Raw genomic sequence first — 26,726 nt, forward strand, 5'->3', positions numbered from 1 at the left:
ATTTTTGTTCACCTAGCCGCGAAAACGCTAGAGAGCAAAACGCCGAGCAAAAGCTCGGCGTTTGGGCGTGCACAGTTGGCAACAAATCAGTCTTTGTACAACTTGAATTCATCGGCGCAAGCGACGAGTTGGTCACGAGTCAACAAGAAGACACCATGCCCGCCATTTTCGAACTCTAGCCAAGTGAATGGGATGTCTGGATATTGCTCCATCATGTGCACCATGGAGTTGCCCACTTCACAAATCAAAATACCCTTATCGGTCAAGTAATCAGGGGCATTGGCAAGAATGCGGCGCACCAGCTTGAGACCATCACTGCCCGCCGCTAAGCCGAGTTCAGGTTCATGGGTGAACTCTTGCGGCAAGCTGTCCATGTCTTCTTGATCCACATACGGTGGATTCGTGACAATTAAGTTGTAACGCTCTTTCGGTAAATCGCGGAACAGATCCGAGCGAATTGGGAAGACTTGTTGCTCCATGCCGTGATCTTGAACGTTCTGTTCCGCCACTTGCAGCGCGTCGGATGAAATATCAATGGCGTCCACTTCCGCCTCTGGGAAGGCGTACGCACAAGCGATGGCGATACAACCACTGCCGGTACACATATCCATAATGCGCGTCGGCTCTTCGATTAGCCAGGGTTCGAACTGAGCTTGAATCAGCTCACCAATCGGAGAGCGTGGCACCAAGACACGTTCATCGACGAAGAATTCCAAACCACAGAACCAGGCACGATTCGTCAGATAGGCGGTAGGCGTGCGCTCATTGATGCGTTTCACCACACGCTCGACGACGCGCAGGCGCTCACTGCTGGTCAAACGAGAGTTGAGAACATGGGGAGGCACATCAATCGGCAGATAGAGTGTGGGTAGGATCAACTGAACGGCTTCATCCCAAGCATTGTCAGTGCCGTGACCGTAAAATAGGTGAGCGGCGTTGAAACGGCTGACCGTCCAGCGAATCATATCTTGAAGGGTATGCAGTTCCGATACCGCTTCTTCTACAAAAATCTTATCCAAAATTGCCTCCGAAAAGCGCTACAATACTGCCAATAGCATTAATCATACATATTGAAATCACCCATGAACAAAAAAGACACCGATATTGATGACGATTTCGCCCTCTTCAGGGATGCAGTACAAGGCGTAAAAAAGTTGCGACAGGATACCATAGTCCAACAGCCAAAAAGAAACACTAAGCAGAAAGAAATCACACGCAGCGCACGTGAAGCGAGCGACTCGGAGTTTTACTTCTCTGACGAGTTTGTACCGCTCCTCAATGAAGAAGGGCCAACACGCTACGCCCGCGACGACGTGTCACAGTATGAGGTGAAGCGACTCCGCCGTGGCGTGTACGTGCCTGATGTCTTTTTGGATATGCACGGCATGACGCAACTGGAGGCCAAGCGTGAACTCGGCGCGATGATTGCCTATTGCATCAAAAACGAAATTGCCTGTGCCTGTGTTCAGCATGGCATAGGCAAACACATCCTGAAGCAAAAAACGCCGCTATGGCTGGCCCAGCACCCCGATGTGATGGCATTTCACCAAGCACCGCTTGAGTTTGGTGGCGATGGCGCGTTGCTGGTTTTACTCTCGATCCCGGAAAAATAATCATTACTGGCGTAAATCTGGCGGGATAGGGAGTTCGGACGCCTTGAGCTTCGGCCTTTGACCGCCACGTTTGCGATACTGCTTGAGCTGGAACACATACGCCAACACTTGAGCCACTGCGGTAAACAGCCCATCTGGGATCTCTTGCTCCAACTCTGTTGAATGATACAGCGCCCGAGCCAATGGCGGAGCGGGGATCACGTAGATATCATGCTCTCGCGCCACTTCTCGAATTTTAAGCGCCATGTGATCGGTCCCTTTCGCGACCACAATCGGCGCGCGATCTTTATCTTGCTTGTACCTGAGCGCCACGGAAAAGTGCTCTGGGTTGGTGACGATCACATCCGCTTGTGGCACTTCTGCCATCATCCGCCGCTGCGCTGCTTCCCGTTGTAGCATACGAATACGGCCTTTTACCTCAGGTTTACCCTCGGTCTCTTTGTACTCGTCTTTGACCTCTTGTTTGGTCATTTTCAATTGGTTGGCGTGTTGCCAGATTTGGAATGGAATATCGATGGCGACCACCACCAATAGAGAGCAGCTAATCAAGAGCACAAAGTTGAGTAAGATATCGAGCGCATGGAAGATGTTTTGCGGGTAAACGTCCATACTCAGCTGAAACAAATCCTGCTGCGCTGAGTTGATAAGAAAGATCGCCACGCCGGTCACCAGCGCCACTTTGAGAATGGATTTCAGTAGCTCGACCCAGCTTTGCAGACCGAACATGCGCTTAAAACCACTCAGCGGGTTCATTTTTGACCACTTGGGCGTCGCGGCTTCTGCAGAAAAGCTGATGCCACCAACACCCGCTGCGCCAATCAGCGCGGCAACAAACAGCGTCACCAGAATCAACAATAATGGCAATATCAAACTGCCTAACGACCCGAGGGCGATGTCGAACAGTTTGACTTGATCAAACACTTCCTCACGCGACAAAGTGAACAAGCGGCGCATTACTTGAAACAAGCCACGTGCCAGCCCTTCACCAAACCACATTAAAGCAATCGCGCCCACTACAAGGACGGAGACCGACACCAGTTCTTTAGACCTTGCAACCTGCCCTTTCTCTCGAGCCTGTTGCAAGCGCCTGGGCGTGGCGTCTTCGGTGCGTTCTTGACCGTCGGATTCTGCCATCGCGCTCCCTTAACAATCCAACCGGATGAAGCGGCACACTTGCGCTTCACCTTGTAACCAGAATAGCTCATAGTGGCTATACAGGCCGGCGATAATGTACCAACAGAGCAGCAAACCCACCATCAGCGCAAAAGCAAAACCGAGCGAGAAGATATTCAACTGCGGCGCCGCACGCGTCATAACACCAAACGATAGGTTGATGGTCAGTAGCGCAATAATGCCAGACAGCGACATACTCAGTGCAACGTTAAACATGATCCCCAGCCAACTCGCCAACTCTTGAAAATCGGCATTCGTCAGCGACCCTGAGCCTATGGGTAGAGATTGAAAACTCATCACCACCAGCATGATCATCTTTAAGTGGCCATCCGTCGCCAGAAAGAAAAGCGTTGCCAAAAACATGAACAGTTGACCAAGCAGCGGCGTATTCTGTCCATTGGCAGGGTCGACCATAGACGCAAAACCCAAGCTCGACTGCATACCTAAGATTTGGCCTAGAATGACGAAGGTTTGAATCATAAATTGGGTCACGGTACCCATCGCCACGCCGATGATGATCTGCTCAAGTAACGTCATAAAGCCGGCGAATGAGAGCAGCTCTATGTTATCGGGGACGGCGGGAATAGCGGGCATAACGGCAAAGGTGATGGCTAAGCCCAAATAGAGTCGCACGCGAGTGGAGACAAACCGCGCGCCGGTGACCGACATCACCATCAACATGGCAGCAATACGCGTGTAGGGCCAAAAGTAGTTGGCAATCCAGTCGAGGACGACGCTAGCGGGATATTCCATACCCGCTCCTAGTAGAGAACCTGAGGCAGCCGCTCAACCATGGCAAAGAAATACTCCATGAGCATTTGTGTCATCCAGTGAGCAAACAGCATTAACGCTAGCAATGTGACAATCAAACGTGGCAAGAAACTCAACGTTTGTTCGTTAATCGACGTTGCGGCTTGGAAAATCGCCACCACAAGACCAATCAGCAAGCTTGGGATGATGATGGCGCATACCATGACGAGCACCATCCACAGTGCGCCGCGAAACATTTCGACAAAAACTTCTGGCGTCATGGTCTCCTCCCGCTACAACGCAAAACTGCCGGCCAAGGTCGACAAAATCAGGTTCCAACCATCCACCAGCACAAACAGCATCAGTTTGAATGGCAGCGAGACGATCATGGGCGAGAGCATCATCATACCCATGGCCATCAAGACAGAAGCGACCACTAGGTCAATGATGAGGAAAGGCAAAAAGAGCATAAAGCCGATTTGAAACGCCGTCTTGAGCTCAGAAGTAATGAACGCCGGGATCAGCACCGCCATCGACACCTCTTCTGGAGCGGTTGCGTCGGAGCCCGAAATGTTGACAAAGGTTTCCAGATCTTTAACACGCGTCTGTTTGAGCATGAAATCTTTCATTGGCACTTGCGCCAAATCGAACGCGTCACGTGCCGTGATTTGTTCATTGATGTAGGGTTGAATCGCGTCGTCGTTAATTTTACTCAGTACTGGCGACATGATGAAAAAGGTCAGAAAGATAGCAATGCCAATGATCACTTGGTTCGACGGCGTCTGCTGCAAACCCATCGCTTGACGCAAAATCGACATCACGACAACGATGCGGGTAAATGAGGTCATCAAAATGACCATGGCAGGCAAAAAGCCCAGCATGGTCATCAAAGCGAGAATCTGTAGATTGACGGAATAGTCTTCTGTGCCGTCAGGGTTGGTGGTCATGGTAAAGGCTGGGATACCGCCGCCTCCGCCGGTCAAGCTACCGGTCGACAACGTTTGTGCGCTGCTACCGGAAGCGCCTTGTTCACGCTCCATCGCCGAGACAGTCACAGACGATGCGCCCGCCGCATTACTCGGTACCGATGTCGCTAACTCCTCCTGTGCGACCACCGCCGTAGAGAGAAGAGACCATAGCAAGGTCATCCAGACCCAAAAAGTTCGACTACGATTTATCATTCTTTTTCAATAGCTGAGTCAGTTGGCTTGCAAACGGACTGGTGGCTAACTCCTCCTGAGAAAGTGGCTTATCCAACTTCGCAATCAACTGGATAGACTGCGCCGTCACGCCGACTAAGAACTGCTCTTCTCCGGCTTGAACAATCACGATACGCTCTTTGGTACCCACCGCGATTTGGCGTACTACGTTCAACCCCGGCTGATTGCCAATAGCGGGAACGCGCATTCGCTTGAGTACCCAAGCCAAAAACAAAATAAAAGCGACAACGAACAACAGCGACCCAAAGGTGGTCGCTATGTCTAACTGGCTATCGGTTGCAGGCCCCATGGCTTAACGAAGCTTCTTGATACGCTCAGTTTGGCTGATAACGTCAGTCAAACGGATACCAAACTTGTCATTGACCACCACCACTTCACCGTGGGCAATCAAGGTGCCGTTGACCAATACATCGAGTGACTCCCCGGCCAAGCGCTCAAGTTCGACCACTGAACCTTGGTTGAGTTGCAGTAGGTTACGAATGCTGATCTGCGAGCGGCCCACTTCCATAGAGATGGTGACCGGAATATCCAAGATGGTATCGAGCTTACGGCGCTCGTCATCGGAAATGGGTGAGGAGGTATCTTCTAACTCATCCAGTTGCGCTGACATCACTTCATCCACATCGATCTCTGGCGCGTTGGGATCTTCTCCTAGGGCTGCCGCCCATTCGTCCGCCAGTTTCTGATCGTCACTTGGTTCCATACCTAATTCCTACTCTTCAATTAATCTTCAATGTCGCCTTCGTCATCTTCTAACTCGGAGATGACATCCTTGCCCAAGAAGGCAATATCGGTTTTCACTACATCGGGACGCTTAATTTTTTCCGATATTTGCACCGCAAGGTTTTCCCCTGAGCGGCCCATTTTGACCCGATAGGTCGGTAACTCTTCCACAAACATGGTGGCGTGCTCTGGCATATGGATCGGGATAATATCGCCAGGGCGCAGCTCCATCAGGTCGCGCAGGGAAATATCTTGCTCGAGCAAGTTAACGCGAAAGTTCACTGGGACATCCATGATCTCTTCGCGTAGCGCCGTGCTCCAACGCACGTCAGTTTCCATCTTATCCGATTGAACACCGGCATCGAGCAACTCACGGATCGGCTCTACCATTGAGTATGGCATCACGACATGGAAATCGCCGCCCCCGCCATCCACTTCGATATGAAACGAGCTCACAACGATCACTTCCGTCGGGCTGACAATGTTCGCCATGCTCGGGTTCACTTCGGAGTCGAGATACTCAAACTCGACCCCCATCACAGGCGACCATGCTTCTTTATAATCTTCAAAGACGATTTTGAGCAATAATTGAACAATTCGACGCTCGGTCGGGGTAAATTCACGCCCTTCAATCCGCGCGTGAAAACGGCCATCACCGCCAAAGAAGTTCTCCACCAAAATGAACACTAAGCGTGCTTCCATGGTGATCAGCGCCGTACCTTTTAGAGGTCGAAAGCGCACCATGTTGAGACTGGTCGGTACGTAAAGTGTATTTTGATACTCGCCGAACTTCATCATCTGCACGCCGTTGATCGAGACTTCAGCGGTTTTACGCAGCATGTTGAACAGGCTGATACGCATATGACGAGCAAAGCGTTCGTTGATCAGCTCGAGGGTTGGCATCCGACCACGAACAATGCGGTCTTGAGAGGAAAAGTCAAAATCGACGGCGCTCGCGTCTTGCTCGTTACTCTCTTCTTCTATCTCATCGACGTCATCGACGCCGTGAAGCAGCGCATCGATCTCATCTTGGCTTAATAGATCAGTCACGCGTCACCTATTGCATTACAAAATCAGTAAATAGCACACGTTCAATCACAGGCTGACCCACAGCTCTGGTCAAACTGGCCTTGATGTCATCCGTCGCTTTGTCGCGCAACTCCACGCGTCCATTGACGCTGCGTAGTTGGTCCACCGTTGCTGAGGCAAACGTGCTCAGCAGGGAACTCTCGATCAGTGGCGAGTGATAGCGGGCCAGGTTTTCATTTTCGCTGCCACGCACCATCAACTGCACTTTTATCTGCACCATGCGGTCACGTTTGTCGCCCGTCACGTTAAACAAAAATGGCTGAGGAATATTGACATAAGAGACAGGCTCGGCGGGCGTCACCACTTGCTGTTGCGTTGCAGCCTGTTCACCCGAGGGCTCATCTGACCCCATCAAAAAGAACGCGGCACCACCACCGCCAAGTAGCAAGACAACAACAACGGCCACTATGATCAGTAATTTGCCTTTCCCTTTGGGAGCTTCTGCGGTGATATCTTCGTCTGCCATAACTTAACGGTCTCTAAATCCTAGTTTTTCTAACAGTTTAAGCGTAATAACTGATTCCATCACGCTTTGTTGCTACATTCAAATCAAGATTGGTGTCTGGTTCAAGGTTTTCTTCACCGCCAAAGGCGTGATTGCTGCTCCCTTGACCATTTCCTTGCCCACTGCCTGTTGCATAGCGTCCTTGCTGCTGGCCAGAGGCCTGTTGCTGAACGGAGGTGTCTCCCAGCTGAACCCCTTGCTGAGCGAGCATTTCACGCAGTCTTGGCATCGATTGCTCGATAATATCGCGCGCGCCTTGGTTGGCGACGGTAAAGTGGACTGTGGCGCCGTCACCATTCATGTTCATGCGAATTTGTAAGCGGCCTAGCTCAGGTGGATCAAGGCGAATGTCGATGTTTTTCAAGTTTTTCGACATCATCATCTGTACGCGCTCTGCCACTTGATCCGCGGCTACATCACGGCTGAGCTGCAAAGGAACTTGCGCAGGATTGGCTTGCTCCGCACGCATGCCATTAGGTTGAGTGCCAAGCTGCTGCCCACTCGCGGCAGCCAACTGCTGAGCAAAATGCTCGCCCGATGCCGCCTCTTTGCTCTCCCCACTTTGGGCGGCGCCCATCGCGACTTTCGCTCCCAACGCCGATTTTAACAGTGCCTGCTCTTGCAGTGCCGGGTTCGCTGCCACATTCGGCATCGCGCTGGCGCTTAGGTCGGTGGGTATGGGCGATGTGGGAATCGCTTGCGCGGCAGCGTTAGGAATAGGCGAAGTGGCAGCCTGTTGCAGTGGCGTAGGTGTCACTGACTGCGTTTGATGCATCGCTTGTTGTACTGAGTGCGCGAGCACCGCTTGCTGAGATTTCACTTGCGGATCTCGGGCCAGATTGACCTCCTCTTTGACCACCGCCTCACCTTGTACGGCCCATGGAATGGCTGTTGCTTGCGTTGGCGTTTCGGTATCCGTAAGAGTATCGGCCGATACGGTTTGGGGCTCTGCAGTCAAGGAGGCAGCAGAGACATTGGCCGCTTGCTCTGCTCTGTTCGTATCAACGCCAGCTTCGCTTAATTCCGTGCCTACCGTCATGGCGCTGGCATTCAGTGCGTTTGGCGCTGCGGTCGCATCGGCTTGATGTTGCTCGGTGTTGAAACCGTGTTGAGTCGACTTATCTACAGGCAGTGCATCGGTTGGTGTGGGTTCTTGTCCCGCTTTTGCCGCCACACTCGCGGTCACTGCAGCGGCAACCTGAGGCGAAGCACCATCTTGTTCGCTATCCACAAGTGGAGACTCCACATTAAGGTACTTTTTCGCCGATTGCGCTTTCGCCTGCTCAGATACCTCGCTTACAGCAAGCGATTCGCCATCGCTGCCAGTAGCCGAGACCGAAGACGCGGCGGCTTGCACTGCATTTGCATCTTGACCTTCATCTCTCGCCTGGCTATTTGCGTGCAGGGTTTCGCCGTGCACTCTCACCGTTTCACTCTCATTTGAGCGCACAAAGGATTCTGGTTGGGTCTTTTCATCGCCTTGAGCGGAGATGGCGGCGGCTTGAACAGACACTTGCCCTTCAGCAGACACTTTAGGCGTATCCGTTGCAGGTTCGAGCTTGGCGGCATTGGCTTCATGAGGCAAGTTCTTGCCGTCTTTTGCCTTGAGGGCGCGATTAGATTCATCCAGACGCTGCAATACTTGGTCATTGTCGGACACAATTTTCGCCGCTTGGTCTTTCGGTAGGGAGGCGTCGCTATCATCCGTCGCAGCCAACACCTTAGCTGAGGCTGCATGGTCACTTTCGCCTTTTGCACTGTCGGCTTTCGAACTTACCGATTCGGCCTCGAGTAACTCGTCGGTAGATTGATTGGCAGTCGATGTCGACTTATCGCTGTTAGACGTTGACTTTGACGTTTCACTTGCGCTTGCTTGCTCTGTGGGAGCTTTTTCTGTGGGTGCTTTCTCTACAGAGACTTTGCCTTGCGCTTTTACCCCATCACCGGAGTCGTCGCCTTTTCCGCCTTCACCTTTAATCAGCCCAGCGAGTTTAGAAAAAAAGCCTTCTCCACTGTTTTTCTCAGTGCTGGCCTCACCCGTGCTTGGCGCGACCTTAGCGGCTTTTCCGCTGTCAGAAACAGACGATAAATTGATATTCATAGTTGAGCTACTCACAGTTAATCATCTCGAAACAGCGCAGAGACGGAACAGGGGTTAGCTAGATATCAGCAAAAATCACGCCATAGTTGGATTCTAATACGAAGTTTTTACGATGCTAATGAGCGATCAGTTCGGCTTTCGACGTGAATATTGCAAGGTGGCAAACTCATCCATCAGCTTTTGCTCGCGATGCTCTTGTTCACGCTCTTTTTCACTGCGTTTTTTCTCCATCAGCCATTCATACGAACGTCGCTGTTTGCGACGCTCCAGCCAGTGCTGCTCACAGCTTTCTACCTGACTCTTAAAATGGTGCTCAGCTTTCTGCTGCTTGGCGAGGGTCTCATCGAGCGTGGTTAAAAAGCGGTTTAAGTGGGTATATTGGCTAGCCGTTAACCCTTGCTGACCTCTTTCAACCAGTTGCTGGCAGTAATCTAGGCGGTATTGCTCAATCTGTTTGAGCTGTCGGTAATAGCCTTCTAGCTCACCGCGAGCCTGTGTAAGCGCCATGACCGCCTGATTTTCCTGTTCTTTCGCCTGCTCTAGCAAGAATGCCAATGCGTTATCCATCGACTATCACTCCCCTTGCAGCAAGTTCTTGAGCATATTTACGCACATATCGTACGGCACGCTCTCTTTCATTCCTTGCTGCAGATAACCATCGAGTTTCGGCTTGATAGTAAACGCGCCATCAATCGCCGCATCGGTACCCGGTTTGTAAGCACCAATAGAGACCAGATCTTGATTCTTGCGGCAGATTGAGAGGATTTGTCTCACCGCTTTGGACATCAAGATATGCTCATCGGTGGTGATCTGTGGCATGACACGACTAACCGATTTTTCGACATCAATCGCTGGATAATGACCCGCATCGGCCATCTCACGCGAGAGCACAACGTGACCATCGAGAATGGCTCGCGATGCGTCTGCTATCGGGTCCTGCAGGTCATCCCCTTCGGTCAGTACGGTAAAAAATGCGGTAATGGAGCCCTGATCGGGGCCACCGTTACCGGCTCGCTCCACCAAAGCGGGCAATTTGGCAAAGACCGAAGGCGGGTAACCTTTGGTTGCGGGCGGTTCGCCAACCGATAGCGCAATTTCACGCTGCGCTTGAGCAAAACGGGTTAAGGAGTCCATTAGAAGCAGAACATCGAGCCCTTGATCGCGAAAATATTCCGCAATGGTCAGGGCGGTTTGGCACCCTTTCAAACGCATCAACGGTGAGGCGTCGGCGGGCGCTGCAACCACCACGGAGCGTTGGCGACCATCCACGCCCAAAATTTCTTCGATAAACTCTTTCACTTCTCGGCCACGTTCACCGATCAAGCCAACCACCACCACTTGCGCAGTTGTGCCTCGAGTCATCATACCAAGTGTCACCGACTTACCGACACCAGAACCGGCGAACAGACCAATACGTTGGCCTTTGCCCACCGTCAATAGGCCGTTGATCGCTTTAATGCCCACATCCAGCGGCTCCGTGATCGGCTTACGCGCCAGCGGGTTAATCGGCTGCGCATTAAACGAGGCTTTTTTCTCGGTATAAATCGGGCCAAGACCATCGAGTGGGTTGCCTACGCCGTCAATCACTCGACCAAGAAGCTCCATACCAACAGGCAAGCCTGCATCACTGGTCAGCGGCGTCACTTTCGCCCCGGGCAGCACGCCGGTGATCTGCTCACTCGGCATCAAAAAAAGGTTGTCGCCAGAAAAACCGACCACTTCGGCTTCCATTTCACCGTGCATGGTTTCCACGGTACACAAACTGCCGATCGGAGCGCGGCACCCGGTCGCTTCGAGCGTTAATCCCACCACACGAATCAACTTACCGGACGCCACTGGGCGACACGTCAACCCGTGGGTTTTGTACTGGCCAAGACGCTGAGCGAGCTCGAGCATCACTCACCACCTTGATGGCGATTGACACCACAAAAGCTTTGGATCACGCTGCGAATCCTATCTTCAAGGCGATAGTTGACACTCGACTCCCCCGCTTCAATTTGAACATCGCCCCGATTGAGAGCAGGCTCACTCATCAAGCTCCAATTACGCAGGTTCAGTTCCTCTTCGCCATAGGCAGAACGGATAATAGCGACATCGTCGGGGTGAAGTTTTAAGGTAATCGCGTGACCGGAAATAGGCAGAGATTCAACCGACTGTTTGATGGTGTCTAGAATGACTTGAGGATTGGTTTGAACTTCGACATGCACCACCTCTTTCACCAAGATGAGGACCATATCGACCAACTGTTTTTCCACTTGGGCGTTCATCAGCTCAAGCGGCTGAGCGAATTGGTTGGCTAAATTGATGAAGGTATCCACTTGTTCTTTGATAAAGGCTTCGCCTGCCGTGACACCTTCTTGACGGCCTGCTTCGAGCCCTTCTTGATGGCCTTCCGCTAAGCCTTGCTCTTTGCCTTTCTCATAACCTTGCTTGAAACCGGCTTCTTGACCTTGCAGCAATCCGTCTTGATACGCCTGCTGCTTGATGTGCTCAATTTGCTCATCGGTCAGCTCAACGGGCGCCTCTTCTTCAGGTTCGGTGGGCAAAGGCATCCAGCTCGGATCGTAATTCAGCGCCGTTTCTTTCGCTTGCTTGTGAGTGTGTGACGTGTAGTCAGGCATGCCCCAGCGCTCCGCTTTTTGGACCACCACTTCTTCATCATCCAATCGTAAAAAACCGCGCTTTCTTTCTCCGGCCATAACACTTTTACTCACTGAGTTACTGATCGTTCACTGAATTACTGATAGCTCTTCGCGTTGATTTGCGTGGCGGTCATCACTCGGTTGAGCGGTGATGACCCAAACCATTACAAGAACTCGTCTGCGCCGCCACCAAGCATAATTTCGCCCGCATCGGCCATGCGACGGGCAATCGCCAAGACTTCTTTTTGAGCGGTTTCCACGTCCGACACCTTGATCGGAGGCATGGCTTCAAGATCATCACGCATCATCTCAGCTGCACGCTTAGACATGTTCTTGAAGATCTTCTCGCGCAATGCGTCATCGGCACCTTTGAGTGCACGCTGCAACGCATCTTGCGGAACATCACGCAGCAATTTTTGGATACCTTGGTCGTCGACCTCGATCAAGTTCTCGAACACGAACATCAAATCTTGGATCTGTGTCGCCATATCTTCGTCTTGATCGCGCATTTGCTCCATCAAAACGCCTTCGATGTTGTTGTCCATGTAGTTCATGATTTCGGCTGCGGCTTTCAGGCCACCAATCTTGGCGGCTTGGGCCCCCGCTTGACCCGCAAACTGCTTCTCCATGATTTCGTTTAGCTCAGCCAATGCCGAAGGCTGCACTTCCTCGAGGTTCGCAATACGCATCATCAAATCAAGACGATCGCGCTCGGCAAACTGAGACAAAATCTCCGCCGATTGATCGGGCTCTAGGTAGGACAAGACAATGGTTTGAATCTGCGGGTGTTCGTTGACGATGATGCTGGCCACTTGACGCGGGTCCATCCACTTGAGGGAATCAAGACCTTTCGAGCCCGTACCCAGCAGGATTTGGTCAACCAAGTTATTCGCTTTGTCTTCACCGAGCGCCGCCACTAGGGCATTACGCATGAAGTCTTCGCTGCCCATACCAATGTTGGTGTATTTTTGGATATCTTCAAGAAAAGCGCGGTGCACCGCCCCGACTTTGTCTTGACTTAAATCCGACGCGCGCGCCATAGCGCTACCCACGCGTTGTACTTGTTTGGGCTCTAAGTGGCGAATAATGCCTGCTGCGTCCTCTTCGTTGAGACTCAACAATAGAATCGCCGCGCGCTCCTCACCCGGTATTGATTCAATATCCACGGTGTTTTCAGATTCTTCACCGCCACCCTGTGGGACCATTTCGTTAGGCATTTTGCATCCAGTTCTTCACAACTTGTGCCGCGAGTTCCGGCTCATTCGCAACCAATGCACGAACCGCTTTCAGCACGTCTTCATCTTTGTGTAGATTTGGAAGGTCAATACTTGAGCCAAACTCAAACAGCTCGCCACCTTCTAAATCACTCCCAATTAAGCTTGTTTCACCATCGGCGCCAATCGGTAAGCCATCTGGGCCATACAGTTGTTCGTCGTCATCCGATGCTGGGTTGAGCAGTTTCTTCATGGCTGGGCGCACAAGCACCAGTACCACCACGATAATCACGAGCGCACTAGCAAACCAACGTACCCAGTCGTTGAAATTCGGGTGTTCCCATAGTGGCACATCTTGGACGATGTCCATCTCTGGCTCGGCAAATTGCATGCTCAGCACATTCAACAAATCACCGCGATTTTCGTTAAAGCCAACAGCGCCGACCAACACTTGTCGAATCGAATTTAGGTCAGCATCCGAGAGCGGCTGGTAGGTCGTCTCACCGGTTTCAGGATTGACCACAGCACGATTTTTTATCGCGACGGCGACCGTTTGGCGATTCACGACACCGGTTTGACGACGCTCATGACTGATGGTGGTATCGAGTTCGAAGTTGCGCGTCGCCTCTTTATGCACAGAACCTTGGCCAAGTAGCGACCCATCTTTCATTTGGGCCACATCTTGAGGAATGGAGGCGTCAGCAGGCGGTTGGTTACTCAGTGCGCCTGGCACGCCAGCGACCACATTACCATTGTTGTAATCTTCAAGGGTGTATTCACTGCGCGTTGCCGGCGTATTAGGGTCAAAGCTCTTACGCGTTTGTTCGACCGCACTAAAATCAAGTTGGATATCGACCTGAGCGGTGTAGTTACCAAAGCCTAATATCGGGATCAATACCGAATCAATTTTGTCACGCAAGGCTTGTTCTTGTTTACGCTCTAGCTCATGCTCTTTGCGTCTTGCCGCAGAGGCTGGATCTTGCGAGCCAGAGCTCAGTAAACGGCCATGCTGATCCGTCACGGTAATGCGGGTCGGCTTCATGCCCGGAACTGCGCTCGCGACCATATCAACAATCGAGTCAACCTCTTCTTGCTTAAGGCTGGTGCCGGTACGCAAAGTCAAAAATACCGACGCCGAGGCCTCTTGATTGTGACGCACAAACACACTTTGCTTAGGCAGCGCAAGCAGCACACGCGCTTTGCGTACTTGGGTCATCTCTTCTATCGCTTTAGAGAGTTGGCGCTCACGGCTGAGCTTAAGACGCTCTTGCTCGAGACGTTGAGAAACCCCAAATCCCATGTCTTGCAGCAAGATCTCATCACCCGCCTGTTTCTCGGTGTTGAGCCCCGCGCGGACCATATTGAGTTTGAGTGAGTTGTAATCGCTCGCAGGCACCAAAATAGTGTTTCCGTCGAGTTTGTAGTCTAGCTTTTGCTGATCAAGGTAATCTAAGACAGGAATCAATTCCTCGGTATCGTACGCTCCGAGTGGGCGCATATCGGGCTCTTTAACCCAAAAAAACAGCATCACAATCAATGCGACACAGATTGAGATCGACAGAACCAGCACCACTTGGCGCAGCAGGTCGAGATCGCCCACCGCCATATCAAACTTGGAGCTGCTTTTTTCATCAAGATCGGGGTTTTGACCACCGCTATCGATATCCGTCGATAGCATAGTGCTATCGACATGGTCATCCGCTACGGTTAGGTCTGTGGATTGAGTTGGTTCTGCCACCGTCGATACCTACTATTAAACTGGCATATTCATCAATTCTTTGTACGCTTCAACAAACTTGTTTCGTACTTGGATTGTCGCATCAAAAGCCACGCTCGATTTGTTGCGGGCAATCATGACATCAGACAAAGAGACATCTTCATCTCCGCGGTCAAAGCGCATTTGTAAGTTGCTCGAGGTTTTCGAAAGTTGATTGACGTTATTGATGGCATTGTTGAGTAAGTCGCCAAAATCCGCCCCGACCGTATGACCGGTGGCGGCAGGTCTGGTGTTACTTGCTTCAAACATCATGGCTTGCATTTCGCCCTGAAAACCGTCAATTTTCATCCGTACCTCGATTGTCAACTCTTTGACATTTTGTTCTGCTGTTTCTCTGACGCTGCAAACTGCATGCCACGTTTGAATGAGACGAAAAATAGCACGTTAGTTAGGAATATCAATCCCCGCATCACGCATTTTCGCTAACTTGTAGCGCAAGGTACGTGGGCTGATACCCAGCTTCTCGGCCATCTCTTTGCGGCGCCCTTGGCACTCGGCCATGGTCTCCAAAATGATCGCGTATTCTTGGTCACGAAGCTCGCCTCCCAAGCCACTTCCCCCTGAGAGCTGACGCGATGCCTCCGCTTCAGCAATCGGCTTGACGTCCGGCGCCATCACATGCCCCTCTTGAACGACTTGTTGTAAGCCTGACGCGTCATGCCAATCGTGCCCTTCCAACAGAATGTGCTCAGCGTGAATCTGCCCTTGATCGCTAAGAATCAGGGCACGTTGCACCACGTTATCCAATTCACGTACGTTGCCAGGCCAACGGTAAGTCAGCAATTTATGAATCGCACTTTGCTCCAACTGCGGAACCGGCATCCCAAGTTTTGAACAGTGACGCTGCATCAAGTGATTAGCGAGCGGTTCAATATCCCCCGGTCGGTCACACAGTGCTGGCCAAGTAATCGGAAAGACATTGAGGCGGTAGTACAAATCTTCGCGAAAATGCCCTTCTTGGACGTATTGCTTAAGATCGCGGTTACTGGTCGCCAGTACGCGCACGTCCAGTTTGATGCTTTTGCGGCTCCCCAAACGTTCCACTTCTCGCTCTTGCAAAACACGCAGCAATTTGGCTTGTAGGCTCAAGTCCATCTCACTGATTTCGTCGAGCAAAATCGTACCGCCTTGCGCTTGCTCAAACTTACCCGGACACGCTTGAACGGCGCCCGTAAAGGCCCCTTTTTCATAACCAAATAAGGTGGCTTCAAGCATATTATCTGGGATAGCGGCGCAGTTAATCGCGACAAAAGGGCCCTCTTTGCGCAATGACGCATTATGTATGTAGCGCGACATCACCTCTTTGCCCGAACCGCTTGGGCCAAGCACCATCACGCTCGCATCGGTTTTCGCCACTTTATCGGCCAACGCCAGCAGCTTAAGGCTTTTTTGGTCTGCGACTACAGCGTCGCCATTGTCATCCGATTTGATCGGCGCGTATCGGCTGACCATATTAAGTAGGACTTCTGGAGCAAAAGGTTTTGCCATGTAGTCAATGGCGCCCTCTTTCATCGCTGACACGGCATCTTCGATATTGGCGTAGGCCGTCATCAATAGCACCGGCAAGTTAGGCCAGTGCTGCTTGATGTTTCTTAGCAAGGCGAGACCGCCCATGCCTGCCATTTGCACATCAGAAACAACGATATCCACCTCTTGGCTTTTTAGCTTAACCAACGCGTCTTCGGCGCTGTCCGCTTCAAGCCATTCGTACCCCGCCAGCGCTAACGTATCGACCAACGCTTCGCGTAGACCTTCATCGTCTTCAACGATCAGTACTTTGCTTTGAGCCATTGTTATTCTCCAGTGCTTAGATCTTGATTGGGTTCCACGTTGCGTTGCAACGGAATACACATGGTGAAGCATGCGCCATCACCCGGTTCTGATATGAGCTCTAAACGCCCATCGTGTGCTCGACACACCATCTGGACCACCGCAAGGCCAAGCCCAGTACCTTGGGAGCGTGTGGTGAAAAAGGGCTCCATGATTTTGCTTTGCAGCTCAGGGGGTACCCCTGGGCCACTGTCTTGAACCGAGATTTTCAGTTCACCCTTCACGGGCCTAAAAAAGACGTCGAGTTGAGACTCTTTGCCTGCAATTTGGATCGCATTCATCACCAAATTGCTCAAAGCTGAGGCTAGCGCATTGGCATTGCCGAGTAGTAAGGTCTCTTCTTGCTCTACTTCTAAATGATAGTCTATCTGATTGTTCTTTAACGCGGTCTCCACCATCGGGGAGAACTCATCCACTAACTCGCCAATGCAAAAAGGTTTAACGACTTTGTTGTCGCCGCCTTTGGCAAACAGCAACATGTCGTTGACCTGTTTTTCCAAGTCATGCAATCGATCCATTAATTTGGATTGAAAGCGGTCTTTCGTTGCAGGAGGCAGATTCGGCGCCGCCAAATTGGAAGCGTACAACATGGCACTCGACAGAGGCGTTCTCACCTGATGGGCCAGCGACGCCACCATGCGCCCAAGCGAAGAGAGCCGCTGCAAATCACTGATGCGCGACTGCAACAAACGCGTCTCGGTAAGGTCAGTGATGAGAATCAATTGCCCCGTCGCCGAGGCGGAAATCGCCAGTCGGACTTTGCGCCCGTTGCGCAAAGAAATTTCATGGCCATCGTCTTCACGCGGCGCAAACGCGTGCTGAATCACTTCAAACCAACGAGCCCCCACCAGCGGAACTTCAAGGAGTTTTTGCGCTTCAGGGTTGGCTTCTCGCACAACACCTTGTGTATCGAGCAAAATGACGCCTGCGGGCATCACATCCAACACTTGCTGATAACGTGCTACTTGCTCTTCGAGCGTGCCCAATGGCATCGCGGGTTCTGTCGGTGGGTTTGAGGTCATGTCGACATTCTTATCGTAAATACAACAATAGCCTGAAATGCAAATTGCATACCAGGCTATTTTATATATTTTTCAAAAACTTACAAAAGTCGATTATTTGACAGTTGAGTTTTTGGCACTTTAGCGCTGCAAATTATATTTACGCATTTTCTCAACTAAGGTGGTGCGTCGCATGCCTAACATGTCCGCAGCGCGTGCCACAACACCACTTTGCGCTTCAAGGGCTTGATTGATCATGTTGACCTCAAGCTCTGCGAGCATCTCTTTAAGATTGACGCCTTCGGGCGGCAGATCTTGCGGCGCGTTATCAAACTCTTGAAATGGGTCGCTCCCTTCGAAGCTAAAGTCTTCAGAGAAAATATCATGCAAGGCATCACGCTCCTGCTCTTCAACCGACTCCGTGGAGTGGTACTCTGGTTGAAACTCAGGAATGTCACTATAACGATACTTGGTGGGTAAGTGGTTAACGTCAACCAAACTGTTTGGATAGAGGATAATCATACGCTCTACCAAGTTCGCGAGCTCGCGGACATTGCCAGGCCACTCATGTTCCATCAATGAATTGATAGAACGAGGCGTGAAGCAAATAGGCTGCGATCCTTCCGATTCCATTCGCGTCATCAACTCTTGCAATAGCAACGGAATGTCTTCTTTACGATCACGCAGAGCGGGCATTTCGATTGGAAAAACGTTGAGACGATAGTAGAGGTCTTCGCGGAAAGATTGATCCACAATCATATTATCAAGGTTCCGGTGAGTAGCGGCAATCACTCGTACGTTGACACGAATCGTGGTGTTGCCCCCAACACGTTCAAATGTGCGCTCTTGCAAAACCCGCAACAGTTTAACCTGCATCGGCATCGGCATATCGCCGATTTCATCCAAAAAGAGCGTACCGCCTTCTGCCAGCTCAAAGCGCCCTTTTCTTGAAGTGATCGCGCCGGTAAACGCGCCCTTTTCATGACCAAACAGTTCGCTTTCCAGCAGGTCCGGTGGAATAGCGCCGCAGTTGATCGGCACAAAAGGCCCATTGCGTCGCGCTGAGTGGTAATGAATATTGCGTGCCACCACTTCTTTACCTGTACCGGACTCACCCAGAATCAATACATTCGCTTCCGTGCCAGACACTTGCTCGATTAGGTGACGCACTTCCTTAATGCCCATGCTCTGGCCAACCAGACTTCGGAACAAGGTGTTTTTTCGAGTCGATGCAGAGACATTTACACCTTTGCGGCCTAGAAAGTCTTTGCAGTGGCGTAAGGCTTCACTGAGTTGCGGGTAATTTAATGGGTATTCGAGATCGCCAACATAATTGGTCAGCTCATCGACGGGATAAGAATGCGTACCGGCTATCAGTAAAGGGATATGGTTGGCAGAGGCCAGTTTTTCACTCAGGCTTGCAGGCAGTGAGTCTCCAATCAGGGAACCGACGATACAGCCGCCCCACAAACCAGACCAATTGGGCTCTTCTAATTGGCGAGAAGAGATGGCCTCACACTGTTCTCCTACAAACTCCAATATGTTACTCAGATTGATTCGCGCCTGCGCGTCATCCTCAATCACGAGAATTTTTGCTAAACCTTGCATAGGTGAGAATATTTGCCTTTTATCAGAAACGTTGTGGCTGTTTTATCTGTTCTAACGTCTTTCAATTACAGTGTAGGTGTAACGACAGAGAATGTATAAACTTCTACAACAAAAATAAGCCACTAGGCTACGTAGTGGCTTATATTCTATGTGATAAATAGCAAAAGGCAACCGAGCAATAACTCGGTGTGATGTTAAGCCAAAAGCGCGTTAATGAAAGGCTTTCGACTTAACATTTCTTGACCGAAGTGCGGGTTAAATGCCCACTTCTGCTGCGGTAAGGTTATGAAACTCAGTGGGTATTTGATCCCATGCTGATTTGATTTCACGTATAATCTCAATCACATCGTCAATAGGCTGCGGTTCATTTTTATGATTCGCTTCCGTGATCTGAGTGATCATAAACTCATAGAGTTGGTCGAGATTCTGTGCAATGTCACCGCCATCATCCATCGATAAGCAGCTGCGTAAGCTGATGATGATGTCTAACGCTTTACCCAAACGCTCTCCCTTCACTGGAACATTGCCAGCTTGCATTGCTGCTTTCCCTTGAATAAGACGCTCGATAGCTCCAGCCATCAGCATTTGCACTATCTTATGCGGGGAGGCCGCACTGAGCTGGCTATCAACCGATACCTTCTTGTAAGCCTGTAAAGAACCACGCATAACTATCCTCTTTTATAAAAACTTTTTGTACTGCTGAACCGAGCGTTGACCATGACGATACTGTTTTAGCGCTTGGCCTGCGAGGGCCGTTTTCTGTTGCATCAACTTCACCATGGCTGCAGTGTCATCTATGGCGCGTTGCCAAGCCGGCAATTGCGCTAACTCAGGGCACTGTTCGATCATGCAGAGTAACTTCTGCAATATCTGTTCCCTTGTATCGACTTGGGCGGTGATTTCTTCAGTATTTATGTCATCTATTGAAAGCAGATGGCCAATAGCTTGATCAATATCACACAAAGTGGCCAGTTGCGCCGAAAAATCATCCGCCAAGTGCATTCATCATCCCTGCTAACTGTGATTGCATTTTACTGGTCGCGTCCTGCATCGCCGAAAATTTGGCGTGAGTTCGCTGCTCCAAACTCTCCATGCGGCGATCCAGTGCCGCCTGATCATCTCGAAGACCATAGTTGCGCTCAATCATGCTCTGCTCACGAGTTCGAATCGACCCAGTCGCGCCAGTTAACCCTTGAATGGCATCTTCCACTTTTTTGGCAAACCCTTGATTGCCACCAAAGAAGGCTTCAAGCTTATTGAAGTTATTGTTGATTTGCCTGTCGAGCATCGCGTAATTAATCTCAAGATTACCCTGACGTGTGGTGGTGATACCAAACTCGGTTAATGTTTTGAGGTCATCGGGCGCTGGCTCAATAGCGGATGAGAAGACAGATTTCAACCTAGCATCGGCATTGCGGACGATACTGTCGCCTGATAGTGGGCCCGCCATGCCTGTACGGGGATCGACTCCAGACAGTTCTTTTGAGACTTGATAGAACTGATTGTAAGCAGCAACAAACTGCTCAATATCTTGGCGTACACCTTCTCGGTCATACTCAATATCGATTTCCGATGCGGGTTTTCCGGGCGTCGTACGACCTTTTAAGGTTAAATCGACCCCTTCAATGGCATTTTCTATAATATTGTTGTCACTCGACAACTGGGCGACACCATCGAGCATCACTTTGGAGTCTTGGGCTGCTTGGACCTGCGTCATCCCGCGATAAGACTCAAAAGAGCGTTGTGCGTCCTCAAGGGCTTTTTGCGCGGCATCGACACGTTCTAGATATTCGCGCTCTTCTTTCGGTAATTTTGCTCGCTCCAACTCTTTGGCTTGTTCTGCTGTCAATTCGCCAGAATCAACGCGCTGCTGAAGCGCTGCCTTTTCGGAGGCCATCTTCTGCTCAATACGAGCTTGTTCCGCTTCGAGCTTGGCTTGCGCCTCTTTCGGCGTCACGTAGGAGTCTGTCAGTGTGCCTGACGCGGTGTTACTCCATCCAGGGACATCACCGGCTTTCTCGCGCGCTTTGGCATCGAGCTCAGGCTCTGGTTCCCAATAAGAGTCGAGCAAAGTCCCTGAAGCGGTTTCCGTCCAACCTGGAATGCGATCTTCTGGTTTGATGTACTTGTTCGCCTCAACACCCGCGCCGGCCGCCGCTGCCGCTGCACTATCGGACAGCTCATTCCCTGCTGACGCATCTTTTGCGGCGTTAGGGTCGGCTTGAATGGCCGCTTGCTTTGAGGCATCGGCAATTTCCTGATCGACAAGTTTTGCCGCTTCGATGTTTCTTTGCGCGATTTTGTCGGCAACCGCTTGCTCTTCTGGAGTGAGAGGGACAAGCAGCTCTTGCGCCTGAGCGCGCGCACGTTCAAGATCTTTCACGCGCTGCTCAAGCGTTTTGTATTCTAGATTTTTAAGTAGATCACCCGGCTGTGCGTCTGCAAGCAGCGATACGCTGTTCTCTTCGCCGGATTTATTGGAGGCGACGATAAGACGAGGGCCGTCGACGTCGTTAATGATTGAGGCGCGAACGCCTGGATTGGCTTTATCGTTGTTGATACCACGTACAATATCGACCAGTTTCGAGCCGGATTGAACATCGACATCAAAACTTCGGTTGCCCATCGAAATCTGCAGCTTGCCCGGTCCAAATTTGCCATCTGCTGGCAAAACATCAGACGCAATTTTATGACTTTGGGCAAGCTGCAACACATCGATAGCGTATCGACCAGCGATAGCTTCTGTGGTTGCCGTCGCGGAGACAACAGAGTCATCGGTCGTATCGACCTTTCTTGCTGCAAACGCTTTCTCTGTACGAAAGTTTTGCATCAAGCTTCTCATCGTATCCAGCGACTCTCTGAGTCGCCCATAGGCACTGATACTAGACTCAATTTCGGCTCGCTCATTGTCGATACGTTGCTGCTTAGGCACACGCTCCGAATCAACAATTTTGCTGACCATGGAATTGATGTCCATGCCAGTGTTCATCCCAATAGGGCCAAAACTCATTCAATCACCTCGAAGTACGATCACACCGTTTGGTTTACTAAGCCCGATGAGTATCGAGCCGTTTGTTCCCTTAGGCGCCGCAATATTACCAGCATCTCTTCGTCGGGTATCTGGCGGATAATATCGCCAGTACTCGCTTCGTAAATAGTGACCACATCTCTCCCCGACTCTTCATCCACTCGAAAGGACAACCCTTTGTTGATGGACGAAATGAAATCATTCATCTCCTCGACCAAACGTTGCCTTTCTTGGCTATTGAGCTTTTCACGAGCTTTCGCCGCTTCTATCGCTTGCGTGACAGACTCGGCAGACTGCTTGCTCATTTCATGGGTAGAGGCCTTTTCTTTACTTAAAGAAATGGACTGCGCACCATCATACTTAGAAGCAATTTTAGTGCCACTTTCTGAGCCGTAAGGCTGGATGTTCGATGTGTTAGATGGTATGTCCATAACAATCTCCCTTCCACCTCATAGGTCAGTAGCGCATGCTACTACCAATAAGCTCCTGCGAACCTACCGATTAACCTAATAAGCTAAGAGCTGCCGACGGTGACTGCTTAGCTTGCGCTAGAACCGACGTACTCGCTTGCTGAAGAATTTGCGATTTGGTCATCGCTGTCGTCTCTTTGGCGTAATCTGTATCAAGGATACGGCTACGCGACGCGTTGACGTTCTCGTTGATGTTATCCAAGTTACTGATCGCATGACCAAAGCGGTTCTGGAACGCACCGAGTTCCGCGCGCTGACTGTCCACGCTCTTTAGCGCGCCATCAATCACTGACACTGCCAGTTGCGAGCCCGCAACGGTCGTGACATCGACATCTGCGACGGTTTTATCTTGCGCGGCGCCAAAGCCGATCTCTCCACCAAGACCACCGCCAATGGTGACATCACCAGAGACTTTATTGGTCGCAGCGAACAGTTGCAGTTTGCCATCTTCGCCAACCGACGCTTTCACATCTTCACTTTGACCATTGATGTAAGTGGCCAATTGCTCGATGTCATCGCCTTCTTTCGCGTTGATGGTCAAGCTTTTCGCCTCACCGTGCACGTCAGTATAGTCTAAAGTCAGGTCGCTCGCGCCTGCACTCACTGTCCAATCGGGTGTTTTACCCGCCGTAGCAATATACGCTTTACCGCCCATGTCTGCTGTATCAGAACGCATGTTGCCCATGGATAACATCACCGCCTCACCGGAACTGGCACCAATCTGGAAAGACTGGCTACCAAATGAACCATTGAGCAATTTGTTGCCACCAAACGAAGTGGTTTCGGCGATACGATTCAATTCATCGTTCAGTGCCGTGACTTCTTCTTGGATCGCAATTCGCTCTGAACGCGAGTTCGAACCATTTGACGATTGCAGTGCCAAATCACGCATACGTTGAAGGATGTTGGTGGTTTCATTCATCGCACCTTCAGCCGTCTGAGCAATAGAGATACCGTCATTGGCATTCTTCACCGCCATGTCAAGACCACGACTCTGAGACGTTAAACGGTTTGAGATTTGTAGACCGGCAGCATCATCACGGGCACTGTTGATTTTGTAACCCGATGACAAACGCTCCATGGATTTCTGCATACCATCCGACGCCCCATTGAGGTAGCGCTGAGCGGTCATCGCAGACACGTTCGTGTTTACGTTAATTGCCATATATTGATCTCCTTTGGCATTAGGGGTGATGCGCTGTCGTGTCTCTCACCTCACTTCGGCGCATCTCATTTCTCTCAGTCTTGTAACGGCGAAGCAAAAAATACCTTTAGAAAAAAAATGAAGTTTTTTTCTCTTTGCCTCACATCCGTACAATTTCGTGAAACTGATCTAACTACCATGAAAATTCTTGCAAACACCAAACGTAAAAAATCCAGCCGAAGCTGGATTTTTATTTGATAAGCGCGGAGGGCGATTAGCCAAGTAGGCTGAGTGCCGAGTTTGGCGCCTGTTTCGCTTGAGCCAAGATTGAACTTGACGCTTGAGACAGGATCTGAGATTTGGTCAGTGCTGTTGTCTCTTTCGCGAAGTCAGTGTCTTTGATTCGGCTCTTCGACGCGTTCACGTTTTCGTTGATGTTGTCCAAGTTGTTGATCGCGTGGTTGAAGCGGTTTTGGAACGCACCCAACTCTGCACGGTGACTATCCACATATTTAAGCGCCGCATCAACAATCGCGACAGACTCTTGCGCGCCCCCTACCGTCGTCACGTCAATGGTGTTCACTGTTACGTCTTGACCTGGGCCCATGTTTAGCTCACCCGCTAGACCACCAGAGAAGCTCACTGCGCCGTCAACTTTGTTGGTACCTGCAAAGATTTGCAGTTGGCCATCTTCATCAACCGAGGCTTTTACCATGTCAGTTTGACCGTTGATGTAAGTTGCAAGCTCTTCAATATCATCCCCTTCTTTCGCGGTGATATTGATGGTTTGTGCTTGGCCGTCGGTGTCAGTCAGGTTGATCGTGAGATCATTGGTACCCGCTTGAACAGACCAGTCCTTATCTTTACCGTTTTGTGCAACGTAGCTAGTACCACCCATGCCAACGTTGTCAGAACGCATGTCGTTGAGCGTCAGCATGACGGCTTCACCGTTGTCTGCACCGATTTGGAACGATTTCGTTGCGTAAGTACCGTTAAGCAACTTGTTACCACCAAAAGAGGTTGTTTCCGCGATACGGTTTAGCTCGTCGTTTAGAGCTGTGACTTCTTCTTGAATCGCCACGCGCTCAGATTTTGAGTTCGAGCCATTCGCTGATTGAAGCGATAGGTCACGCATACGTTGCAAGATGTTGGTTGTCTCGTTCATCGCACCTTCAGCAGTTTGCGCGATAGAGATACCGTCGTTCGCGTTACGTACAGCGACATCAAGACCGCGGCTTTGCACATTCAAACGGTTTGAGATCTGTAGACCTGCTGCGTCGTCTTTCGCGCTGTTGATTTTAAAACCAGAAGATAGACGCTCCATTGAAGCTTGTTGTGCATTGTTCGCGCTATTTAGGTAACGCTGTGCTGTCATTGCTGCTACGTTAGTATTTACATTCACTGCCATGGTGATTTCTCCAAATTGATTTTCCGATGTATCCGGTTTCCGACGTCTCGGAAAACCAAAGTAGTTCTCTCAAAGTTACTTTTATTAACGGCGTGAGGCGGAAAAGCTTGAGACATTTTTTTTGTTTTTTTCGAAAAAAAGGCAGTTGGGGAGGAAAACGTGATTAACGGGCAATAATCGTTAAAAAATTCATTTTTTCGCTAAAGCTTTATTTAGACCTGTCGATAGCTTTCTCTTTTTTGAGATTTTTGTTTTCTCAATAATGACGATTAATTCAACAGCGTTAACGCCAGATTGGGTTGCTGTTTCGCCTGGGCAAGGATAGAGGTACTCACTTGTTGCAAGATTTGCTGTTTGACCATCTGCGTCGTTTCACGTGCGTAGTCAGTATCCTTAATGCGGCTGTTGGAGGCGGCAAGGTTTTCGTTGATGTTGCCTAGGTTGTTGATCGCATGATCAAAGCGGTTTTGCATTGCGCCTAATTCTGCTCGATGGCTATCGACGTACTGCAGCGCCGTATCAATCACTGATACCGCTCGTTGCGCGCCGCCGACGTTGGAAATATCCAGATTATCGACCGCCTCGTAACCCACCAGCCCCAGTTGCAATTCATTGGCTAAGCTGCCCGAGAAAGATAAGGTTCCTGATGTTTCTTTACCGGCGATAAACAGTTGCAGTTGCCCGTCGTCATTCACCGAGGCGGAGACTGTATCCGTTTGCCCATTGATGTAAGTCGCCAGTTGCTCTATGTCATCACCCTGTTTGGCTTTTATTTGGATTTGTTCTTGCTCACCTGCGGCGTTGGTGTACTGAATATTGAGCATCGATGCCCCTTGCGAGACCTGCCAATCTGAACCTGCAGATAAGCCAGCACGGTAGCTAAACCCGCCCATCGCTAGGGTGTCGGTGCGCATGCTTTTTAGTGACACCTGAACCGCCTCCCCTGAGCTAGCACCGATTTGAAACGAAGAGGTTTCAAAGCCACCATTGAGCAATTTTCGCCCACCAAAAGAGGTCGTTTCTGCTATTCGATTCAATTCGTCGTTTAAAGCGCCCATTTCTTCTTGTAACGCCTGCCTTTCAGCTTGACTGTTCGAACCGTTGGCCGACTGCAAAGAGAGATCGCGCATACGCTGTAAGATGGAGGTCGTCTCTTGCATCGCCCCTTCCGCGGTTTGCATGATTGAAATGCCATCATTGGCATTGCGCATTGCAACATCGAGCCCGCGCATTTGTGACTCAAGACGATTAGAGATTTGTAAACCCGCTGCGTCATCTTTGGCGCTATTGATCCGGCTGCCCGAAGAGAGCCGCTCCAACGATTGATTGAGCATCTCTGTCGCGCTACTCAAATATCGCTGCGCCGTCATTGCTGACACGTTGGTGTTTACGGTGATCGCCATGATTTCACTACAAATTCAATTAAAGTC

27 protein-coding genes are annotated in these 26,726 nt (G+C 50.7%); 1 reads left to right on the forward strand and 26 read right to left on the reverse strand.

Annotated features, from left to right (window positions below; all coding sequences use genetic code 11):
- Positions 1–86: 86 nt before the first annotated feature.
- Positions 87–1,019 carry a 50S ribosomal protein L3 N(5)-glutamine methyltransferase gene (gene prmB, locus AC6R10_RS07040; protein ID WP_334555260.1) on the reverse strand — a complete coding sequence of 311 codons (933 nt, stop codon included), beginning with the start codon at positions 1,017–1,019 and terminating at the stop codon, positions 87–89.
- A 63-nt stretch (positions 1,020–1,082) separates the two neighbouring features.
- Between prmB and smrB the strand changes: the two genes are divergently transcribed.
- Positions 1,083–1,613, forward strand: coding sequence for an endonuclease SmrB (smrB, locus tag AC6R10_RS07045; protein ID WP_334555259.1), 531 nt, complete (start codon positions 1,083–1,085; stop codon positions 1,611–1,613).
- A 3-nt stretch (positions 1,614–1,616) separates the two neighbouring features.
- Here smrB and flhB read toward each other — a convergent pair whose 3' ends face one another.
- The 25 genes from flhB to AC6R10_RS07170 all read right to left on the reverse strand — a co-directional run bounded on the left by flhB (position 1,617) and on the right by AC6R10_RS07170 (position 26,699).
- The gene (gene flhB / locus AC6R10_RS07050; RefSeq protein WP_500671861.1) at positions 1,617–2,747 is read right to left on the reverse strand and encodes a flagellar biosynthesis protein FlhB; all 1,131 of its coding nucleotides are present in this window, start codon (positions 2,745–2,747) and stop codon (positions 1,617–1,619) included.
- A 9-nt stretch (positions 2,748–2,756) separates the two neighbouring features.
- Positions 2,757–3,539, reverse strand: a complete 783-nt coding sequence (gene fliR / locus AC6R10_RS07055; RefSeq protein ID WP_334555257.1) for a flagellar biosynthetic protein FliR — start codon at positions 3,537–3,539, stop codon at positions 2,757–2,759.
- A gap of 8 nt (positions 3,540–3,547) precedes the next feature.
- A complete protein-coding gene (gene fliQ / locus AC6R10_RS07060) occupies positions 3,548–3,817 on the reverse strand; it encodes a flagellar biosynthesis protein FliQ (RefSeq protein WP_500638021.1) in 270 nt (89 codons plus the stop codon).
- Between the two features lie 12 nt (positions 3,818–3,829).
- A complete protein-coding gene (gene fliP, locus AC6R10_RS07065; RefSeq protein ID WP_334555277.1) occupies positions 3,830–4,684 on the reverse strand; it encodes a flagellar type III secretion system pore protein FliP in 855 nt (284 codons plus the stop codon).
- Between the two features lie 19 nt (positions 4,685–4,703).
- A complete protein-coding gene (fliO, locus tag AC6R10_RS07070) occupies positions 4,704–5,045 on the reverse strand; it encodes a flagellar biosynthetic protein FliO (RefSeq protein WP_500671862.1) in 342 nt (113 codons plus the stop codon).
- A gap of 3 nt (positions 5,046–5,048) precedes the next feature.
- Entirely contained in the window at positions 5,049–5,459 is a 411-nt protein-coding gene (gene fliN, locus AC6R10_RS07075; RefSeq protein WP_334555254.1) for a flagellar motor switch protein FliN, read from the reverse strand.
- A 20-nt stretch (positions 5,460–5,479) separates the two neighbouring features.
- Positions 5,480–6,529 (reverse strand): flagellar motor switch protein FliM, encoded by a 1,050-nt coding sequence (gene fliM / locus AC6R10_RS07080; RefSeq protein ID WP_334555253.1) that lies wholly within the window; start codon positions 6,527–6,529, stop codon positions 5,480–5,482.
- A gap of 7 nt (positions 6,530–6,536) precedes the next feature.
- Positions 6,537–7,034, reverse strand: coding sequence for a flagellar basal body-associated protein FliL (gene fliL, locus AC6R10_RS07085; RefSeq protein WP_334555252.1), 498 nt, complete (start codon positions 7,032–7,034; stop codon positions 6,537–6,539).
- 37 nt (positions 7,035–7,071) lie between these two features.
- Positions 7,072–9,174 carry a flagellar hook-length control protein FliK gene (locus AC6R10_RS07090; RefSeq protein ID WP_500671863.1) on the reverse strand — a complete coding sequence of 701 codons (2,103 nt, stop codon included), beginning with the start codon at positions 9,172–9,174 and terminating at the stop codon, positions 7,072–7,074.
- 126 nt (positions 9,175–9,300) lie between these two features.
- On the reverse strand, positions 9,301–9,741 hold the full coding sequence (gene fliJ, locus AC6R10_RS07095) for a flagellar export protein FliJ (RefSeq protein WP_500671864.1): 441 nt from the start codon (positions 9,739–9,741) through the stop codon (positions 9,301–9,303).
- 6 nt (positions 9,742–9,747) lie between these two features.
- Positions 9,748–11,070 carry a flagellar protein export ATPase FliI gene (gene fliI / locus AC6R10_RS07100; protein ID WP_487902638.1) on the reverse strand — a complete coding sequence of 441 codons (1,323 nt, stop codon included), beginning with the start codon at positions 11,068–11,070 and terminating at the stop codon, positions 9,748–9,750.
- Positions 11,070–11,873, reverse strand: coding sequence for a flagellar assembly protein FliH (fliH, locus tag AC6R10_RS07105; RefSeq protein ID WP_500671865.1), 804 nt, complete (start codon positions 11,871–11,873; stop codon positions 11,070–11,072). The genes fliI and fliH overlap by 1 nt, the downstream gene beginning before the upstream one ends.
- Before the next feature lie 107 nt (positions 11,874–11,980).
- Entirely contained in the window at positions 11,981–13,033 is a 1,053-nt protein-coding gene (gene fliG / locus AC6R10_RS07110) for a flagellar motor switch protein FliG (RefSeq protein WP_487902636.1), read from the reverse strand.
- Entirely contained in the window at positions 13,026–14,768 is a 1,743-nt protein-coding gene (fliF, locus tag AC6R10_RS07115) for a flagellar basal-body MS-ring/collar protein FliF (protein ID WP_487902635.1), read from the reverse strand. Before fliF ends, fliG begins: the two co-directional genes overlap by 8 nt.
- Before the next feature lie 15 nt (positions 14,769–14,783).
- Positions 14,784–15,095 (reverse strand): flagellar hook-basal body complex protein FliE, encoded by a 312-nt coding sequence (gene fliE / locus AC6R10_RS07120; protein ID WP_334555246.1) that lies wholly within the window; start codon positions 15,093–15,095, stop codon positions 14,784–14,786.
- Between the two features lie 96 nt (positions 15,096–15,191).
- Complete coding sequence (locus AC6R10_RS07125) at positions 15,192–16,598, reverse strand: sigma-54-dependent transcriptional regulator (RefSeq protein WP_500671866.1); 1,407 nt, start codon at positions 16,596–16,598, stop codon at positions 15,192–15,194.
- A 2-nt stretch (positions 16,599–16,600) separates the two neighbouring features.
- On the reverse strand, positions 16,601–17,659 hold the full coding sequence (locus AC6R10_RS07130; RefSeq protein WP_487902633.1) for a sensor histidine kinase: 1,059 nt from the start codon (positions 17,657–17,659) through the stop codon (positions 16,601–16,603).
- Between the two features lie 120 nt (positions 17,660–17,779).
- On the reverse strand, positions 17,780–19,246 hold the full coding sequence (locus AC6R10_RS07135; protein ID WP_334555243.1) for a sigma-54 dependent transcriptional regulator: 1,467 nt from the start codon (positions 19,244–19,246) through the stop codon (positions 17,780–17,782).
- A gap of 255 nt (positions 19,247–19,501) precedes the next feature.
- Complete coding sequence (gene fliS / locus AC6R10_RS07140) at positions 19,502–19,912, reverse strand: flagellar export chaperone FliS (protein ID WP_500629280.1); 411 nt, start codon at positions 19,910–19,912, stop codon at positions 19,502–19,504.
- A gap of 12 nt (positions 19,913–19,924) precedes the next feature.
- On the reverse strand, positions 19,925–20,248 hold the full coding sequence (fliT, locus tag AC6R10_RS07145) for a flagellar protein FliT (protein ID WP_500629281.1): 324 nt from the start codon (positions 20,246–20,248) through the stop codon (positions 19,925–19,927).
- Positions 20,232–22,256: a flagellar filament capping protein FliD gene (fliD, locus tag AC6R10_RS07150; RefSeq protein ID WP_500671867.1), complete on the reverse strand. Its 2,025-nt coding sequence runs from the start codon at positions 22,254–22,256 to the stop codon at positions 20,232–20,234. The genes fliT and fliD overlap by 17 nt, the downstream gene beginning before the upstream one ends.
- A gap of 20 nt (positions 22,257–22,276) precedes the next feature.
- Entirely contained in the window at positions 22,277–22,705 is a 429-nt protein-coding gene (flaG, locus tag AC6R10_RS07155) for a flagellar protein FlaG (protein WP_334555239.1), read from the reverse strand.
- A gap of 70 nt (positions 22,706–22,775) precedes the next feature.
- On the reverse strand, positions 22,776–23,909 hold the full coding sequence (locus tag AC6R10_RS07160) for a flagellin (RefSeq protein ID WP_334555238.1): 1,134 nt from the start codon (positions 23,907–23,909) through the stop codon (positions 22,776–22,778).
- A gap of 253 nt (positions 23,910–24,162) precedes the next feature.
- A complete protein-coding gene (locus AC6R10_RS07165; protein ID WP_334555237.1) occupies positions 24,163–25,296 on the reverse strand; it encodes a flagellin in 1,134 nt (377 codons plus the stop codon).
- Between the two features lie 269 nt (positions 25,297–25,565).
- On the reverse strand, positions 25,566–26,699 hold the full coding sequence (locus tag AC6R10_RS07170; protein ID WP_500671868.1) for a flagellin: 1,134 nt from the start codon (positions 26,697–26,699) through the stop codon (positions 25,566–25,568).
- Between the last annotated feature and the right edge of the window lie 27 nt (positions 26,700–26,726).

The organism is Vibrio sp. R12-SG2-ISO1, from assembly GCF_059834045.1.

Excerpts from the sequence above, each read along its gene's own strand:
- AC6R10_RS07090 (WP_500671863.1), bottom strand. The coding sequence starts at position 9,174 with ATGAATATCAATTTATCGTCTGTTTCTGACAGCGGAAAAGCCGCTAAG.
- fliN (WP_334555254.1), bottom strand. The coding sequence starts at position 5,459 with ATGGAACCAAGTGACGATCAGAAACTGGCGGACGAATGGGCGGCAGCC.
- fliG (WP_487902636.1), bottom strand. The coding sequence starts at position 13,033 with ATGCCTAACGAAATGGTCCCACAGGGTGGCGGTGAAGAATCTGAAAAC.
- smrB (WP_334555259.1), top strand. The coding sequence starts at position 1,083 with ATGAACAAAAAAGACACCGATATTGATGACGATTTCGCCCTCTTCAGG.
- fliP (WP_334555277.1), bottom strand. The coding sequence starts at position 4,684 with ATGACCTTGCTATGGTCTCTTCTCTCTACGGCGGTGGTCGCACAGGAG.
- fliD (WP_500671867.1), bottom strand. The coding sequence starts at position 22,256 with ATGAGTTTTGGCCCTATTGGGATGAACACTGGCATGGACATCAATTCC.
- fliJ (WP_500671864.1), bottom strand. The coding sequence starts at position 9,741 with ATGGATAACGCATTGGCATTCTTGCTAGAGCAGGCGAAAGAACAGGAA.
- AC6R10_RS07160 (WP_334555238.1), bottom strand. The coding sequence starts at position 23,909 with ATGGCAATTAACGTAAACACGAACGTGTCTGCGATGACCGCTCAGCGC.
- flaG (WP_334555239.1), bottom strand. The coding sequence starts at position 22,705 with ATGGACATACCATCTAACACATCGAACATCCAGCCTTACGGCTCAGAA.
- fliO (WP_500671862.1), bottom strand. The coding sequence starts at position 5,045 with ATGGGGCCTGCAACCGATAGCCAGTTAGACATAGCGACCACCTTTGGG.
- fliQ (WP_500638021.1), bottom strand. The coding sequence starts at position 3,817 with ATGACGCCAGAAGTTTTTGTCGAAATGTTTCGCGGCGCACTGTGGATG.
- AC6R10_RS07170 (WP_500671868.1), bottom strand. The coding sequence starts at position 26,699 with ATGGCGATCACCGTAAACACCAACGTGTCAGCAATGACGGCGCAGCGA.
- fliR (WP_334555257.1), bottom strand. The coding sequence starts at position 3,539 with ATGGAATATCCCGCTAGCGTCGTCCTCGACTGGATTGCCAACTACTTT.
- AC6R10_RS07165 (WP_334555237.1), bottom strand. The coding sequence starts at position 25,296 with ATGGCAGTGAATGTAAATACTAACGTAGCAGCAATGACAGCACAGCGT.
- AC6R10_RS07135 (WP_334555243.1), bottom strand. The coding sequence starts at position 19,246 with ATGCAAGGTTTAGCAAAAATTCTCGTGATTGAGGATGACGCGCAGGCG.
- fliI (WP_487902638.1), bottom strand. The coding sequence starts at position 11,070 with ATGCTCGAGCTCGCTCAGCGTCTTGGCCAGTACAAAACCCACGGGTTG.
- fliE (WP_334555246.1), bottom strand. The coding sequence starts at position 15,095 with ATGAAAATTGACGGTTTTCAGGGCGAAATGCAAGCCATGATGTTTGAA.
- AC6R10_RS07125 (WP_500671866.1), bottom strand. The coding sequence starts at position 16,598 with ATGGCTCAAAGCAAAGTACTGATCGTTGAAGACGATGAAGGTCTACGC.
- fliS (WP_500629280.1), bottom strand. The coding sequence starts at position 19,912 with ATGCGTGGTTCTTTACAGGCTTACAAGAAGGTATCGGTTGATAGCCAG.
- fliL (WP_334555252.1), bottom strand. The coding sequence starts at position 7,034 with ATGGCAGACGAAGATATCACCGCAGAAGCTCCCAAAGGGAAAGGCAAA.
- fliH (WP_500671865.1), bottom strand. The coding sequence starts at position 11,873 with ATGGCCGGAGAAAGAAAGCGCGGTTTTTTACGATTGGATGATGAAGAA.
- flhB (WP_500671861.1), bottom strand. The coding sequence starts at position 2,747 with ATGGCAGAATCCGACGGTCAAGAACGCACCGAAGACGCCACGCCCAGG.
- AC6R10_RS07130 (WP_487902633.1), bottom strand. The coding sequence starts at position 17,659 with ATGACCTCAAACCCACCGACAGAACCCGCGATGCCATTGGGCACGCTC.
- fliT (WP_500629281.1), bottom strand. The coding sequence starts at position 20,248 with ATGCACTTGGCGGATGATTTTTCGGCGCAACTGGCCACTTTGTGTGAT.